The 14,152-nt window shown below is 70.2% G+C and carries 12 protein-coding genes; 7 read left to right on the top strand and 5 right to left on the bottom strand.

Annotation, left to right across the window (positions count from 1 at the left end; genetic code table 11):
• Window positions 1-4: 4 nt before the first annotated feature.
• Window positions 5-877: a glycerophosphodiester phosphodiesterase gene (locus ACZ5Y0_RS15410; RefSeq protein ID WP_469129152.1), complete on the bottom strand. Its 873-nt coding sequence runs from the start codon at window positions 875-877 to the stop codon at window positions 5-7.
• 278 nt (window positions 878-1,155) lie between these two features.
• Between ACZ5Y0_RS15410 and ACZ5Y0_RS15415 the strand changes: the two genes are divergently transcribed.
• The 6 genes from ACZ5Y0_RS15415 (at window position 1,156) to ACZ5Y0_RS15440 (ending at window position 9,531) form a co-directional block, all read left to right on the top strand.
• A complete protein-coding gene (locus tag ACZ5Y0_RS15415; RefSeq protein ID WP_469129153.1) occupies window positions 1,156-2,022 on the top strand; it encodes an MHYT domain-containing protein in 867 nt (288 codons plus the stop codon).
• A gap of 40 nt (window positions 2,023-2,062) precedes the next feature.
• Entirely contained in the window at window positions 2,063-4,210 is a 2,148-nt protein-coding gene (gene uvrB, locus ACZ5Y0_RS15420) for an excinuclease ABC subunit UvrB (RefSeq protein WP_469129154.1), read from the top strand.
• A 154-nt stretch (window positions 4,211-4,364) separates the two neighbouring features.
• Window positions 4,365-4,943: a TerD family protein gene (locus ACZ5Y0_RS15425; RefSeq protein WP_469129155.1), complete on the top strand. Its 579-nt coding sequence runs from the start codon at window positions 4,365-4,367 to the stop codon at window positions 4,941-4,943.
• Between the two features lie 55 nt (window positions 4,944-4,998).
• Window positions 4,999-7,026 carry a TerD family protein gene (locus tag ACZ5Y0_RS15430; RefSeq protein ID WP_469129156.1) on the top strand — a complete coding sequence of 676 codons (2,028 nt, stop codon included), beginning with the start codon at window positions 4,999-5,001 and terminating at the stop codon, window positions 7,024-7,026.
• A gap of 287 nt (window positions 7,027-7,313) precedes the next feature.
• Window positions 7,314-8,315 (top strand): TerC family protein, encoded by a 1,002-nt coding sequence (locus ACZ5Y0_RS15435; RefSeq protein WP_469129157.1) that lies wholly within the window; start codon window positions 7,314-7,316, stop codon window positions 8,313-8,315.
• Window positions 8,316-8,430: 115 nt separating this feature from the next.
• Window positions 8,431-9,531 carry a calcium:cation antiporter gene (locus ACZ5Y0_RS15440; protein ID WP_469129158.1) on the top strand — a complete coding sequence of 367 codons (1,101 nt, stop codon included), beginning with the start codon at window positions 8,431-8,433 and terminating at the stop codon, window positions 9,529-9,531.
• 221 nt (window positions 9,532-9,752) lie between these two features.
• Here the strand turns inward: ACZ5Y0_RS15440 and ACZ5Y0_RS15445 are convergent, their stop codons facing one another.
• Window positions 9,753-10,799 carry a S66 family peptidase gene (locus ACZ5Y0_RS15445; RefSeq protein ID WP_469129159.1) on the bottom strand — a complete coding sequence of 349 codons (1,047 nt, stop codon included), beginning with the start codon at window positions 10,797-10,799 and terminating at the stop codon, window positions 9,753-9,755.
• 102 nt (window positions 10,800-10,901) lie between these two features.
• Here ACZ5Y0_RS15445 and aroQ point away from each other — a divergent pair, with 102 nt between their 5' ends.
• The gene (gene aroQ, locus ACZ5Y0_RS15450; RefSeq protein WP_469129160.1) at window positions 10,902-11,375 is read left to right on the top strand and encodes a type II 3-dehydroquinate dehydratase; all 474 of its coding nucleotides are present in this window, start codon (window positions 10,902-10,904) and stop codon (window positions 11,373-11,375) included.
• 66 nt (window positions 11,376-11,441) lie between these two features.
• Here aroQ and ACZ5Y0_RS15455 read toward each other — a convergent pair whose 3' ends face one another.
• Genes ACZ5Y0_RS15455 through ACZ5Y0_RS15465 form a run of 3 tightly spaced genes read right to left on the bottom strand, consistent with a single transcriptional unit; the run spans window position 11,442 to window position 14,004 of the window.
• Window positions 11,442-12,212 (bottom strand): amino acid ABC transporter ATP-binding protein, encoded by a 771-nt coding sequence (locus ACZ5Y0_RS15455; RefSeq protein ID WP_469129161.1) that lies wholly within the window; start codon window positions 12,210-12,212, stop codon window positions 11,442-11,444.
• Complete coding sequence (locus ACZ5Y0_RS15460; protein WP_469129162.1) at window positions 12,209-13,123, bottom strand: amino acid ABC transporter permease; 915 nt, start codon at window positions 13,121-13,123, stop codon at window positions 12,209-12,211. Before ACZ5Y0_RS15460 ends, ACZ5Y0_RS15455 begins: the two co-directional genes overlap by 4 nt.
• Window positions 13,120-14,004 (bottom strand): ABC transporter substrate-binding protein, encoded by an 885-nt coding sequence (locus ACZ5Y0_RS15465; RefSeq protein ID WP_469129163.1) that lies wholly within the window; start codon window positions 14,002-14,004, stop codon window positions 13,120-13,122. The genes ACZ5Y0_RS15460 and ACZ5Y0_RS15465 overlap by 4 nt, the downstream gene beginning before the upstream one ends.
• Window positions 14,005-14,152 lie beyond the last annotated feature (148 nt).

The raw sequence follows: 14,152 nt of genomic DNA on the forward strand, positions 1-14,152 counted from the left end.
GGGGTCAGTCCCAGTACAGGGCCCGCGCCACCACGTCCGGCTTGTCGGTGATGATGCCGTCGACGCCGTACTCGGCCATCGCCTTGGCCGTCGCCGCGTCGTCGACGGTCCAGACGAAGATCCTCAGCAGGTGGCCGTGCGGTCCTTCGACCGCGTGCACGGCGGAGACGTACTCCGGGGAGAGAGACACGTACGAGGGATTGATCAGGTCGGTGAACGTCGCGTAACCGGGCAGGTCCCGCACCGGCGGCTTGCCCAGCAGGCCGGTCGTCACCGACGGCTCCAGGTCGTGGACGGCCCGCAGACTGCCCGCGCTGAAGCTCTGCACGACCAGCCGGCCGACGAGATGCTCCCGGTCCAGCCACCCCTCGTCGGCGAGCACCTCGAGGACGTCCTGTTCGATCCCCGGGTACAGCTCGGGGTTCTTGATCTCCAGCAGCAGTTTCTGGTCGTGATGTTCGACACGGCGGAGGTACTCCCGAAGCGTCGGCACGCGCGCACCGGCGTACGCGGGGCCGAACCAGCTGCCCGCGTCGAGCTGCGCGACCTCGGCCGCGGTGAAGTCCTTCACCTTCCACGGAGCCCGGCCGGGAAAGACCTCTTCGACGTCGGTGGTCCGGTCGAGACCGTCGTCGTGGATGACCACGAGTTCGCCGTCCTCGGTGCGCTGGACGTCGTTCTCCACCCAGCGAACGCCGAGGTCGGCGGCCGCGTCGACGGCCGCCAGCGTGTTCTCGGGAGCCTGCGCGGAAGCGCCCCGGTGGGCGATCACCGAGGGCTTCCCGACGATGCCCGCCCGGGCGTCGTGGACGGGGAGCAGGAGGGCGACGACGCCCACCAGAGCGGTGGTCGTCGCGGCGACTGCGCGCGCGTGCATGCGTACTCCTCGCATCGGCCGATCACATACAGCTCCACTGTGACAGCAGAAGGTGAACGGCGGTGCGTGCGACAGGACCCCACGATGCAGGTTGACGGCCGACACCGCTCACGGGTGCGGCACATTGGGGCAAGGCCGTGTTTCTTTGCCGGAGAATCGTTCGACCGTTCCAGTGGCAGTCATACTGCTCTGCGTCAAACCCTGACCGCTCACGCGGTCCCGGGTACGGGGGCGCGCGCTCCAGGCATTCCAGCAACAGGGCGGAAGGGCAACCGCGCATGCACGGCACGGTCGACGGATTCAGCTACGGGCTCGTCACACCGCTGGTGGCCTACCTCATGGCCTGCCTCGGCGGTGCCCTCGGCCTGCGCTGCACGACCAGGGCACTGCTCGTCGCCCACTCCTGGCGCCCCGGATGGCTCGCCCTCGGCGCGGTCGCGATCGGCTCCGGCATCTGGACCATGCACTTCGTCGCCATGATGGGCTTCACCGTCGCGGGCGCCCCGATCCACTACGACAAGCCCATGACCTACGCCAGTCTCGGCGTCGCCGTCGTCATGGTGGGCCTCGGGATCTTCATCGTCGGCTACCAGGGCGCGACCGGCACCGCGCTGTTCACCGGAGGCACCATCACCGGCCTCGGGATCGCGTCGATGCACTACCTGGGCATGGCCGGCATGCGCTTCGACGGCAAGTTCGAGTACGACACCCTCACCGTGGGCGTCTCCGTGGCCATAGCCATGGCCGCCGCCACCGCGGCGCTGTGGGCCGCCGGGCAGGTCAGGGGCTTGCTGTGGAGCGTGGGCGCCAGCCTCGTCATGGGACTGGCCGTCACCGGCATGCACTACACCGGGATGGCCGCCCTCAGCGTCCACCTGCACACCACGGGCTCGCCGTCCGCGGGCGACTCGCCCGCCGGTCTCCTGGCGCCCATGCTGATCGGCCCGCTCGCGTTCCTCTGCCTCGCCGGCGTCGTGGTCATGTTCGACCCGCTCATGGTCATGGGCAAGCCCGACTGGACACCCGCCGAGCACAAGCCCGGCGTCCCGGCCCACCCGCAGGCCCCGCACCCCGCCGGCCGACCCGGACTCCGCGCCCGCCGCAAGGTGGCCCTCCATGAGGGCCGGACCCCGCAGAACCGCTGATCGGACCGCGTTGTCAGCGGTGGGTCGTACGGTTGATGGCATGCGGCCCGTTTCCCACATCGAACGCACGGTGGCGCCTTTCGAGGTCGTCAGCCCCTACCAGCCCAGCGGTGACCAGCCGGCGGCCATCGCCGAGCTGGCAAAGCGCATCGAGGCCGGTGAGAAGGACGTCGTCCTCCTGGGCGCGACCGGCACCGGCAAGTCCGCCACGACCGCGTGGATGATCGAGAAGCTCCAGCGCCCCACGCTCGTGATGGCGCCGAACAAGACGCTGGCCGCCCAGCTGGCGAACGAGTTCCGTGAGCTCCTGCCGAACAACGCGGTGGAGTACTTCGTCTCGTACTACGACTACTACCAGCCCGAGGCGTACGTCCCGCAGTCGGACACCTACATCGAGAAGGACTCCTCGATCAACGAGGAGGTCGAGCGCCTCCGCCACTCCGCGACCAACTCGCTGCTGACCCGCCGCGACGTCATCGTCGTCGCCTCGGTCTCCTGCATCTACGGCCTCGGCACGCCCCAGGAGTACGTGGACCGCATGGTCACCCTCAAGGTCGGCGAGGAGATCGACCGCGACCAGCTGCTGCGCCGCTTCGTGGACATCCAGTACACGCGCAACGACACGGCCTTCACCCGCGGCACCTTCCGGGTCCGCGGCGACACCATCGAGATCTTCCCGGTCTACGAGGAACTGGCCGTCCGCATCGAGATGTTCGGCGACGAGATCGAGGCCCTGTCGACCCTCCACCCGCTCACCGGCGAGATCATCAGCGACGACGAGCAGCTCTACGTCTTCCCCGCCACCCACTACGTCGCCGGCCCGGAGCGCCTGGAGCGCGCGGTCAACGACATCGAGAAGGAGCTGGGCGAGCGCCTCGCCGAACTCGAGAAGCAGGGCAAGCTCCTCGAGGCCCAGCGCCTGCGCATGCGCACCACGTACGACATCGAGATGCTCCGCCAGATCGGCAGCTGCTCGGGCGTGGAGAACTACTCGATGCACTTCGACGGCCGCCTGCCCGGCTCCCCGCCGAACACCCTGCTCGACTACTTCCCCGACGACTTCCTGCTCGTCATCGACGAGTCCCATGTCACCGTCCCGCAGATCGGCGCCATGTACGAGGGTGACGCCTCCCGCAAGCGCACCCTCGTCGACCACGGCTTCCGGCTGCCCTCCGCCCTCGACAACCGCCCGCTGAAGTGGGAGGAGTTCCAGGAGCGCATCGGGCAGACCGTGTACCTGTCGGCGACGCCCGGCAAGTACGAACTCTCGCGCGGGGACGGCGTCGTCGAGCAGATCATCCGTCCCACCGGCCTCATCGACCCCGAGATCGTCGTCAAGCCCACCGAGGGCCAGATCGACGACCTGGTGCACGAGATCCGCACGCGTGTCGAGAAGGACGAGCGCGTCCTGGTCACCACCCTCACCAAGAAGATGTCGGAGGACCTCACCGACTACTTCCTGGAACTCGGCATCCAGGTGCGCTATCTGCACAGCGACGTCGACACCCTGCGCCGGATCGAGTTGCTGCGCGAACTGCGGGCCGGCGAGTTCGACGTGCTGGTCGGCATCAACCTGCTGCGGGAGGGCCTCGACCTGCCCGAGGTGTCCCTGGTGGCGATCCTCGACGCCGACAAGGAGGGCTTCCTGCGCTCCGGCACCTCGCTGATCCAGACCATCGGCCGCGCCGCGCGCAACGTCTCCGGCCAGGTCCACATGTACGCCGACAAGATCACCCCGGGCATGGAGCGGGCCATCGAGGAGACCAACCGCCGCCGGGAGAAGCAGATCGCCTACAACACGGCGCACGGCATCGACCCGCAGCCGCTCCGCAAGAAGATCAACGACATCGTCGCGCAGATCGCGCGCGAGGAGGTCGACACCGAACAGCTGCTGGGCTCCGGATACCGCGCGAAGAAGGACGGCGGCGGCACCAAGGCACCGGTGCCCTCCCTCGGCGGGAAGGCGGCCAAGGGTGCGAAATCGGCCAAGTCCGCGAGGGGGAAGGCCAAGGAGACGGTCCCGACCGACCGCCCCGCCGCCGAACTCGCCGAGCAGATCGAGGAGATGACGGCGCGGATGCGGGCGGCAGCCGCGGATCTCCAGTTCGAGGTCGCCGCCCGACTGCGCGACGAGGTATCCGAGATGAAGAAGGAACTGCGCCAGATGAAGGAGGCGGGTCTCGCCTGACGGGCCGTGCGAAACCCGGTCACCGTACGCGCTGTGTTGCAAGAACGACACAAAGTGCGGTCCTGGGTACGGCACCGCCAGTGCTCTTGCGTAGGGTTTTCGTCAACCGCGGGGACCGCGGCAACAGGGGACAGTCCGAGAGGGGAATCAGCGCGTGACCGTCAACATGACCAAGGGTCAGGCCATCAGTCTGCAGAAGACCGACGGAGGCAGCCTGACCGCGGTGCGCATGGGTCTCGGATGGCAGGCTGCCCCCCGGCGCGGCCTGTTCGGCTCCCGCACCCGGGAGATCGACCTCGATGCCTCCGCGGTCCTCTTCGCGGACAAGCAGCCGGTCGACGTCGTCTTCTTCCGCCACCTGGTGAGCGACGACGGTTCCGTCCGTCACACCGGCGACAACCTGGTCGGCGGCGTCGGGCAGGGCGGCGACGACGAGGCGATCCTCGTCGACCTGTCCCGCGTCCCGGTCCACATCGACCAGATCGTCTTCACGGTGAACTCCTTCACCGGCCAGACCTTCCAGGAGGTGCAGAACGCGTTCTGCCGCCTTGTCGACGAGACCAACGGTCAGGAGCTGGCGCGCTACACGCTCGCGGGCGGTGGCGCCTACACGGCCCAGATCATGGCCAAGGTGCACCGGGTGGGCGCGGGCTGGAACATGACGGCCCTCGGAACCCCCGCCAACGGCCGCACCTTCCAGGACCTGATGCCGGCCATCGTGCCCACGCTGTAACCGGGGCGAGCGGCACACGACGACACGACACGCGACGCAGGGGGGACCACAGGCGATGACGGCCGAGCTGGTGCGGGGTCAGAACCACCCGCTCTCCGAAGTCCGCCTCGAGATCAGGGTCCAGGCCGGCACCCCGGTCGTGGCGGCGGCCACTCTCGGCGACGAGAGCGGCAGGATCCAGGGCGTGGAGTGGGTCGCCCACCCCGGCGCACCCACCCTGCCCGGTCTCGAGGTCTCCCGGCAGGCGGCCGCCGACCATCGCCTCGCGGTGGACCTGGACGCCGTCGCGGAGGGCGTGCACCGCGTGAGCGTCCTGCTCGCCCTGCCCACCGGGGCGGGCGGACCGGTCGACTTCGGCTCCCTCGCGGCCCCCTTCGTCGCCGTCACCGGCCTTGACGGCCGCGAGGTGGCCGGTTTCCTCCTGACCGGCCTCGGACCCGAGTCGGCCGTCGTCGCCCTGGAGCTGTACCGGCGCCAGGGTGCCTGGAAGGTCCGCGCGGTCGGCCAGGGGTACGCGGGCGGTCTCGCCGCTCTCCTCACCGACCAGGGCCTGGCGCAGGCCCAGCAGCTCGCGACCGGCATCGACGAGGCCGTGGCCCGAGGCCTGGCCCGCTCGGTGCCGGCCCCGCCGCCCACAGCCGACGGCGACCGCTCCCGGCAGGCGGCCACCTCCGCCCTCGGCCCCGACCAGGGCGGATCTCCTTACGGGGGGCAGGGCACCCAGGGGGTCCCCGGCCCGTACCAGGGCCCGCGGGGCGACCAGGCCCCGCAGGGCGCCGCGGAAGCCACGGGGGGCTACCCCGCGGGACCCGCGGACGCCGCGGCGACGACCCAGCCGGGCGGCCCGGCCACGGCCGGCGCCGGCCCCGTCGACTACAGCCACCCGCGCCGACGGAACACCGCCCCGCCGCCCCCGCCCGCCGCGGCCCCGGCCGAGCCCGGCAGGCCCGCGCAGCCGGTCGCGGGCGACGCCACCGGCTGGTCCATGGAGGAGCGGCTGTACAACCAGGTCTGGGGGATGTTCGAGGACCTGGCCCGCAGCACGGCCGCGTACCGCAGCGCCGTCGACTTCGCCGACACGCGCATGGAGAGGGAACTCGACGAGGTCCTGTCCGACCCGCGCAGCCGCATCGGCGGCCAGGGCGACGCCGCCCGCGAGACCGCTCGCGCCAAGCACGCCCAGCTCGTCGACCAGGCCCGGCAGGTGCTGGACCGGGACCTCGCCCAGCTCGCCGCCGAGGCCGACGTCGTCGAGCCGGCACTGCCCCCTGCCTTCGCGCGCTGGGACAACCCCGCCTGGCACGCCTACCGCGTCCCGACGGAGATGCCCATGGCCCTGCGGCTGGGCGACCTCCACCTGCCCGAGAGCGACCAGCTGCGCATCCCCATGCTCATCCGCCTCCCGCTGGAGCGTGGTCTGTGGGTCGACAGCGGGCGGACGGGGTCGCCGGACGGCTCGTTCCTCGACTCCCACGAGCTGCGCCGTCTCGCGCTCGACTCGGCGGTGGCGCACACGGTCCGGCTGCTGGCGGTGCATCCGGCCGACGAGTTCACGGTGCACGTCGTCGACCCTGCCGGTTCGGGCGCCCAGGCGCTCGCCCCGCTGGTGCGGAGCGGCGTGCTCGCGGCGCCGCCCGCCGCGGGCTCGGCCGGTGTAACGGACGTTCTCGCCCGGCTCACGCAACATGTGGACCTGGTACAGATGGCGGTGCGCGGGGGTGCCGCCGACTCGCTCCCGCCCGGCTTCGACACCGCTCAGCAGCTCCTGGTAGTCAACGACTTCCCGCACGGCTTCGACGACCGTGCCGTGACGCAGCTCCGCTACCTCGCGGACGAGGGCCCGTCCGTCGGCGTCCACCTGATGATGGTGGCCGACCGCGAGGACGCCTCCGGTTACGGTCCCGTGCTGGACCCGCTGTGGCGCGGGCTGATGCGGCTGACTCCGGCGCCGGACGATCACCTCGCCGATCCCTGGGTCGGGCATGTCTGGACGTACGAACCACCTCTCCTGCCGGCCGGCAGCCAGGTCCTCCCGCAGGTCCTGGCGCAGGTCGTCGAGGCCCGCCGCCGGTGGCGGGGTTGATCACTTCCACGGCTTCACCAAGTATCCGTAAAAGCCTCTGACCAGGAGACTTGGCTTTCCTTTTGCCAATCGCTTTACCTTTCCTTGGTAATTGGGTACTGTTTTCCGTACGGAGGGGAGTACTCCCTACCAGTTGCGGCGTACCCGTCAAGACGGATCAGGCCTGATCCCGGGGCGTCGGCCCGTGTGGCTCCGCGTGCATGCCGCGCGCCGGGACCCGGGGTGGAAGAGACCTCCGGCAGCGCGACGACGCTGATCATCTGCCGTTACGTACTGCCGGAGGCGCAGTGGATGTTTCCGTGACCCTGTGGGTCCTGACCATCGTGGGCCTAGCCGCCCTCATCGCGATCGACTTCTTCATCGGTCGCAAGCCGCATGACGTGTCGATCAAGGAAGCCGGTATCTGGACCGTCGTCTGGATCGTCCTGGCCTGCCTGTTCGGGCTCGGCCTGCTCTTCTTCAGCGGGGGCCGGCCCGCCGGAGAGTTCTTCGCGGGCTTCATCACCGAGAAGTCGCTCAGCGTCGACAACCTCTTCGTCTTCGTCCTGATCATGGCGAAGTTCGCCGTCCCGTCGCAGTACCAGCAGCGGGTTCTGCTCATCGGCGTCCTCATAGCCCTGGTCCTGCGGGCGATCTTCATCGCCGCGGGCGCCGCGATCCTCGCCAGCTTCTCCTGGGTGTTCTACCTCTTCGGCGCCTTCCTGATCTGGACCGCCTGGAAGCTCATCCAGGAGGCCCGGGCGGACCAGGAGGACGAGGAGTTCGAGGAGAACAAGCTGCTCAAGGCCGCCGAGCGCAGGTTCGGTGTCGCCGACCGCTACCACGGCACCAAGCTGTGGATCGAGCAGAACGGCAAGCGGGTCATGACCCCGATGCTGGTCGTGATGCTCGCGATCGGCACCACCGACGTGCTCTTCGCGCTCGACTCGATCCCCGCGATCTTCGGCCTGACGCAGGACCCGTACATCGTGTTCACGGCCAACGCGTTCGCGCTGATGGGCCTCAGGCAGCTGTACTTCCTCATCGGTGGACTGCTGAGGAAGCTCGTCCACCTCAGCTACGGCTTGTCGATCATCCTCGGTTTCATCGGCGTGAAGCTGGTGCTGCACGCCCTGCACGAGTCCGGGGTCCATGTCCCCGAGATCAGCATCCCGGTCTCGCTCGGCGTCATCTGCTCCGTCCTGATCGTCACCACGATCACCAGCCTGCTGGCCTCCAGGAAGCAGGCGACGGCCGAGAAGACGCAGACCGGGAGCGAAGGCAACCCGAAGGACAGCATCGACGTCTGATCACGCATGACGGAGGAACGGGCTCCGGGAGCGGTGCGCGGCGACACGCCGGGCACCGCTCCCGCGCTGCGCAGCCCGGAATGCGCGGCCCCGACCGCTCTGCAACGATCGCTGCATGATCGCTCGGCTCCGGTCGCTCACGTCCCGCTGGACGGCCCTCGTGCCCGCGCTCGCCGTCGTTCTGCTGGTCCTGACCTGGGGCCGTGACCTTGCGCCGGCCGTCGTCGCCCTGGTCACGGTCGTCCTCGCCGGAGCGGTCCTGGCAGCCGTGCACCACGCGGAGGTCGTCGCCCACCGAGTCGGTGAACCGTTCGGCTCCCTGGTGCTCGCGGTCGCCGTGACGATCATCGAGGTCGCCCTCATCGTCACGCTGATGGTGGACGGCGGCGACAAGGGCTCGACCCTCGCAAGGGACACGGTCTTCGCCGCCGTGATGATCACCTGCAACGGCATCGTCGGGCTGTGTCTCCTCGTCGCCTCCCTGCGCCACGGCACGGCGATCTTCAATCCGGAGGGCACCGGTGCCGCCCTGGCTACCGTCGCCACCCTGGCCACCCTCAGCCTGGTCCTGCCGACCTTCACCACCAGCAAGCCGGGCCCGGAGTTCTCCAGCGCCCAGCTCACCTTCGCGGCCCTGTCCTCACTCGTCCTCTACGGCCTGTTCGTGGCGACCCAGACCGTCCGGCACCGCGACTACTTCCTCCCGATCACGCGGCAGGGCGAGGTGATCACGGGGGACGACCACGCCGCCGTGCCTTCGTCGCGGACCGCATCCCTCAGCCTGAGCCTGCTGGGCCTGGCCCTGATCGGCGTGGTGGGGCTGGCCAAAGGGGTCTCGCCCACCATCGAGGACGGCGTGGAGGCCGCCGGGCTTCATCACGCCGTCGTCGGTGTGATCATCGCGCTGCTCGTGCTGCTCCCCGAGACCATCGCCGCGTTGCGCTCCGCCCGCCGCGACCGGGTGCAGACCAGCCTCAACCTCGCGCTGGGCTCCGCGATGGCCAGCATCGGTCTGACCATCCCGGCGGTCGCCCTGGCCTCGGTCTGGCTCTCCGGCCCGCTCGTCCTCGGCCTGGACCCCACCGACATGGTGCTGCTCGCACTGACCGTCGTCGTCAGCTCCCTGACGGTCGTGCCGAGAAGGGCCACGCCGCTCCAGGGCGGCGTGCATCTGGTGCTGTTCGCCGCGTATCTGGAGCTGGCGATCAATCCCTAGCGCCAGGGCCCCGACACGGCACGACCGAAGGACGCGACCGTCGTACGCGCCTTCCCCGCCCGATGTGGCCCTCGGCTCCGGGCCCGGGCCTTGTGTTCGGCCCCGTGCCCCAGCCGCCCGGTGTTCACCCTCCTGCCGGGAACCCGGCCGGCGCCTGTGCCTACGGCGGGGCGGCGACCCGAGCACCCGGTGTCGCGCCCCGCGCCCGCTGGGCGCGCGGCTCAGTAGGTGACGGTGATGCGCCGCGCCGGGCCGTCCACACGGATCGTCCCGCCGTAAGGAAGGACGAGCTGCGGGTCCGTGTGGCCGAAGTCCACGTCGAAGACGGCGAGGGTGTCAGGCGCATACATCTCGAGCGCGCGCAAAACCGCCTCACGTTGCTCCGCGGCGTACCGGGCGCCCTCAGCGGGACTGTTGGGGTGCTCGAAGGACCAGGTCTTGGCGCGGGCCATCAGGAAGGCGGGGAACCGCTGGAGGAGGCCGCGTTCGCCCATGCTGCGCAGGATCCGGAAGACCTCCGTGGCACTGGGCAGTTCTTCCGAGGTCTCCAGGAACAGCACGCCGCCGTCGTACACCGACAAGTCGTGGGAGATCTCGCGGTCGGCCATCAGGAGCCAGGCGAGGATCTCCAGGTTGCCGCCCCAGCCGGGCCCCTCGACCACGCGGTCGGCGTTGCGCCAGGTCCAGCCGGTGCCCGGCCGGGTCTGCGGTTCCGACTCGAAGGTCGCCGGGTCGGCCCAGTCGCGGTTGACGTCGTTCCAGCGCTCGACGGGCCGCAGTTCGTACGGGCCCGAGGTGAACAGGGCCGCCCGCAGGGAGTCCGCGGTCAGGGTGTCCATGGCCACCGGCCGCCCGAGCTGGACCATCACGCTGGCGCCGTGGTACCCGACGATTCCGGTGTTGTACAGGTAGGAGAGCAGGTTGGTGTTGTCGCTCGTCCCGAAGAACGGCTTCGGGTTGGCCCGGATCACCTCGCGGTCCAGCAGCGGCAGGACGGTGATCTGGTCGTCGCCGCCGATCGACGCGATGACCGCTCTGACGGCGGGGTCGGCGAAGGCCGCGTGGATGTCGTCGGCCCGCTCCCGCGGCGTCGCCCCCATCTTGCGGGTCGTCGGGTACTCGACCGGCTCGAGGCCGAACTCGGTGCGCAGCCGCTCCAGACCCAGTTCGTAGGGGACCGGGAAGAGTCCCGGGAGACCGGCGCCCGGCGAGAGGACGGCGATGCGGTCACCGGGCGAGGGTTTGGGAGGATACGACAGTGTGGTCATGCCAGGAGGCTAGGACTTCATGCCCCGCTGTTTCACCGTGATAAACCGGGTCCGAGCAGCGGTCCGGCAGGCCGCCCCACACCGAACGGACCGGAGGAAACCGTGCCCCGCACCCTGGCCGACGCCCCCATCATGATTCTCAACGGCCCCAATCTGAACCTTCTGGGGCAGCGCCAGCCGGAGATCTACGGCTCCGACACGCTGGCCGACGTCGAGGCGGTCTGCGCGAAGGCCGCGACGGCGCACGGCGGCACGGTGGACTTCCGGCAGTCCAACCACGAGGGCGAGTTGGTGGACTGGATCCACGAGGCGCGGCGGAACCACTGCGGCATCGTGATCAATCCCGGCGCGTACTCGCACACCTCGATCGCGATTCTCGACGCGCTCCACACCTGCGACGGACTGCCGGTGCTGGAGGTCCACATCTCCAACATCCACCAGCGGGAGTCCTTCCGGCACCACTCGTACGTCTCCCTGCGCGCCGACGGCGTCATCGCGGGCTGCGGGGTGCAGGGTTACGTGTTCGCCGTGGAGCGCGTCGCCGCCCTGGCGGGCGTGGGGCAGGCGAGCACGTGAGCACCGGCCTCCCGTAGGACCGGCTCCGGCTCCGGCTCTCGGGCAGGCGCCCCTCGCCGGCGTCCGTCAAAGGCGTCCGGCCTCCACGATCCGCCGCAGGAAGCGCCGCGTGCGCTCGTGCCGGGGATCGCCGAGAACCTGCTCGGGAGTGCCGTGCTCCAGCACCACGCCTGCGTCCAGAAAACAGACCTGGTCGGCGACCTCGCGGGCGAAGCCCATCTCGTGCGTGGCCAGCACCATGGTCATGCCGTCTCCCTTCAGGTCACGCACGACGTTCAGGACCTCGCCCACCAGCTCCGGATCGAGGGCCGCGGTGATCTCGTCGAGCAGCAGCAGCCGGGGACGTACGGCCAGGGCACGCACGATGGCGACACGCTGCTGCTGACCGCCGCTGAGCCTGTCCGGGTACTCGCCCGCCTTTCCGCCCAGCCCGAGCCGCTCCAGCAGCTCCCTGGCCTGTTCCTCGGCTTCCGCGCGGGGGACGCCGTGCACCCGGCGAGGAGCCAGTGTGATGTTCTCCAGCACCGTCATGTGCGGGAACAGGTTGTACGCCTGGAACACCACGCCGATCCGGCGCCGTACCGCGTCCGGGTCGGCTCGCGGGTGGGTGATCTCCTCGCCGTCCAGCCAGATCGCGCCGTCGTCGATGTCCTCCAGCAGGTTGGCGCAGCGCAGCAGGGTGGACTTGCCGGAGCCGGAGGCGCCGATCAGCGCGGTCACCGTGTGCGGGGCGACTCCCAGGTCGACGTCACGCAGGACGACGGAGCCGCCGAAGGTCTTGCGGACGGCCTCCATCCGCAGCACGGGGGAGTCGCCGGGCGCGGGCGCGTCGCTCATGTCGTTCCTCCCTGGGCCCGCTGACGGTCCATCCGGGCCGTCAGCCAGTCCGTGAACCGGGTCATCGGGATGGTCAGCGCCACGAAGACCAGCCCCGCGACGACGTACGGCGTGTAGTTGAGGCTGCGGCCCACGATGATGTCCGCGGCGCGTACGGCGTCGATCGCACCGCCGATCGACACCAGACCGGTGTCCTTCTGGAGGGACACCAGGTCGTTCAGCAGCGGAGGCACCTGACGGCGCACGGCCTGGGGGAGCACGACGTGGCGCAGGGCCTGCCGGTTGCTCAGGCCCAGCGAGCGGGCCGCGGCGCGCTGCGAGGGGTGGACGGACTCGATGCCGGCGCGGAACACCTCGGCCACGTACGCCGAGTACGTCAGCGTCAGCGCCGTCCCGCCGAGCAGGACCGGGTCGACGGTCACGCCCTGAAGGCGCAGGGCCGGCACGCCCAGCACCACGATCATCAGGTTGATGATCAGCGGCAGACCGCGGAAGAAATCGGTGTAGGCGGCCGCGAGCACCCGCAGCGGGAAGAAGACGGGGCCGCGCAGAGTGCGGGCGACGGCGATGAGCATGCCGAGCACCAGCACGGCGGCTCCGCAGACCAGCAGCAGCCGGACGTTCAGCCACAGTCCTTCGAGGACCTCGGGGAACGCCTCGCGCGCGTACCGCCCGTCGAAGAACGTCTCCTTGGTGCGTTCCCAGCCCGGCGCGCTCACCACGACCAGGTAGAGGACGACGCCGGTGACCAGGGTGGAGACGGCGGCGATCGCCGTCGCGCGGCGGGCACGCGCGCGTTGGTGCCGCTCGCGCTCCAGACGCCGTTGCGAGGGCACGTACCCGTCGCCCGCGTTCGTGCCACCGTTGTCGTCGGCTCCGTCCGGCCCCGACCGCTCCTTCACGAGTGTCACTTGAGCACCGGGGCGTCGACGGCGTCGGCGAGCCACCGCTGCTCGATCTCGGCCAGCGTGCCGTTCTCGCGGAGGGTGTCCACGGCCTCGGTCACGCAGGCGGTGAGGGCGCTGCCCTTGTCCAGCACGAGCCCGAACTGCTCCGGAGTACCGCCCTTGTTCTCGAACTGCCCGACGATCCTTGCGTCCGTGACCTCGGCCGCGGTGATGTAGAAGGCGGTCGGCAGGTCGGTGACGACGGCGTCGACCTGACCGTTCCTCAGCGCCGACTTGGCCTGGTCGTTCTTGGCGTAGACGGCCGCGTCGCCCTTCGGCTTCACCACGTCGTCGATGTAGTCGAGGCTGGTGGTGCCGACCTGGGCGCCCAGCTTGAGCCCCTTGAGGTCGGCGATGCTCTTCGCGCTCGCGGCCCTGGAACCCTTCAGCGCGATGACGGCCTGGCGTACGTCGTAGTAGCCGGACGAGAAGTCCACGGCCTTCTTGCGCTCGTCGCTGATGGACACCTGGTTGATGTCGAAGTCGAAGGTCTTCGCACCGGGCGCGAACGCCTTGTTGAAGGGCACGCTCTGCCAGACGACGGCGCTCTTGTCGTATCCCAGCTGCTCCGCCACGGCGTAGGCCACGGCCGACTCGAAGCCCTCACCGCTCGCGGGCTTGCCGCCCTTGAACCACGGCTCGTACGCCGGCTCGTCGGTGGCGATCGTCAGCGTGCCGGAGGTCCTGGTGGGCAGCTCGCCCTTGGCGCAGGTGCCTCCGGCCGAACCGGACGGAGAGGCGGCGGCCTTCTCCTCCGGCTGCGGGGCGCAGCCGACGGTGGTGGCGAGGAGGGCGGCGGTGACGCCGGCGACAGCGTGGCGCAGGGTTCGGGGGGCAGGGCGCATGGCGGGAGACTGGCAGCGAACGCCGTGTTTGTCGAGGTCACAGGAGGGTCTTCCCGCATGGTGGGAACGGGTGTTGCAGTCTTGTGAACACCGGGGCGAGAACGCGCCGGGGCCGTCGGCCGAGGGCGGCTGACGCAGACCGGCGGCC

The sequence above is a fragment of the Streptomyces sp. NPDC033216 genome (genome assembly GCF_055577115.1).

What these genes read in the sequence shown, in the direction of transcription:
- ACZ5Y0_RS15410 (WP_469129152.1), bottom strand. Translation starts at nt 877, where the DNA reads ATGCACGCGCGCGCAGTCGCCGCGACGACCACCGCTCTGGTGGGCGTC.
- ACZ5Y0_RS15415 (WP_469129153.1), top strand. Translation starts at nt 1,156, where the DNA reads ATGCACGGCACGGTCGACGGATTCAGCTACGGGCTCGTCACACCGCTG.
- uvrB (WP_469129154.1), top strand. Translation starts at nt 2,063, where the DNA reads ATGCGGCCCGTTTCCCACATCGAACGCACGGTGGCGCCTTTCGAGGTC.
- ACZ5Y0_RS15430 (WP_469129156.1), top strand. Translation starts at nt 4,999, where the DNA reads ATGACGGCCGAGCTGGTGCGGGGTCAGAACCACCCGCTCTCCGAAGTC.
- ACZ5Y0_RS15440 (WP_469129158.1), top strand. Translation starts at nt 8,431, where the DNA reads ATGATCGCTCGGCTCCGGTCGCTCACGTCCCGCTGGACGGCCCTCGTG.
- ACZ5Y0_RS15445 (WP_469129159.1), bottom strand. Translation starts at nt 10,799, where the DNA reads ATGACCACACTGTCGTATCCTCCCAAACCCTCGCCCGGTGACCGCATC.
- ACZ5Y0_RS15455 (WP_469129161.1), bottom strand. Translation starts at nt 12,212, where the DNA reads ATGAGCGACGCGCCCGCGCCCGGCGACTCCCCCGTGCTGCGGATGGAG.
- ACZ5Y0_RS15465 (WP_469129163.1), bottom strand. Translation starts at nt 14,004, where the DNA reads ATGCGCCCTGCCCCCCGAACCCTGCGCCACGCTGTCGCCGGCGTCACC.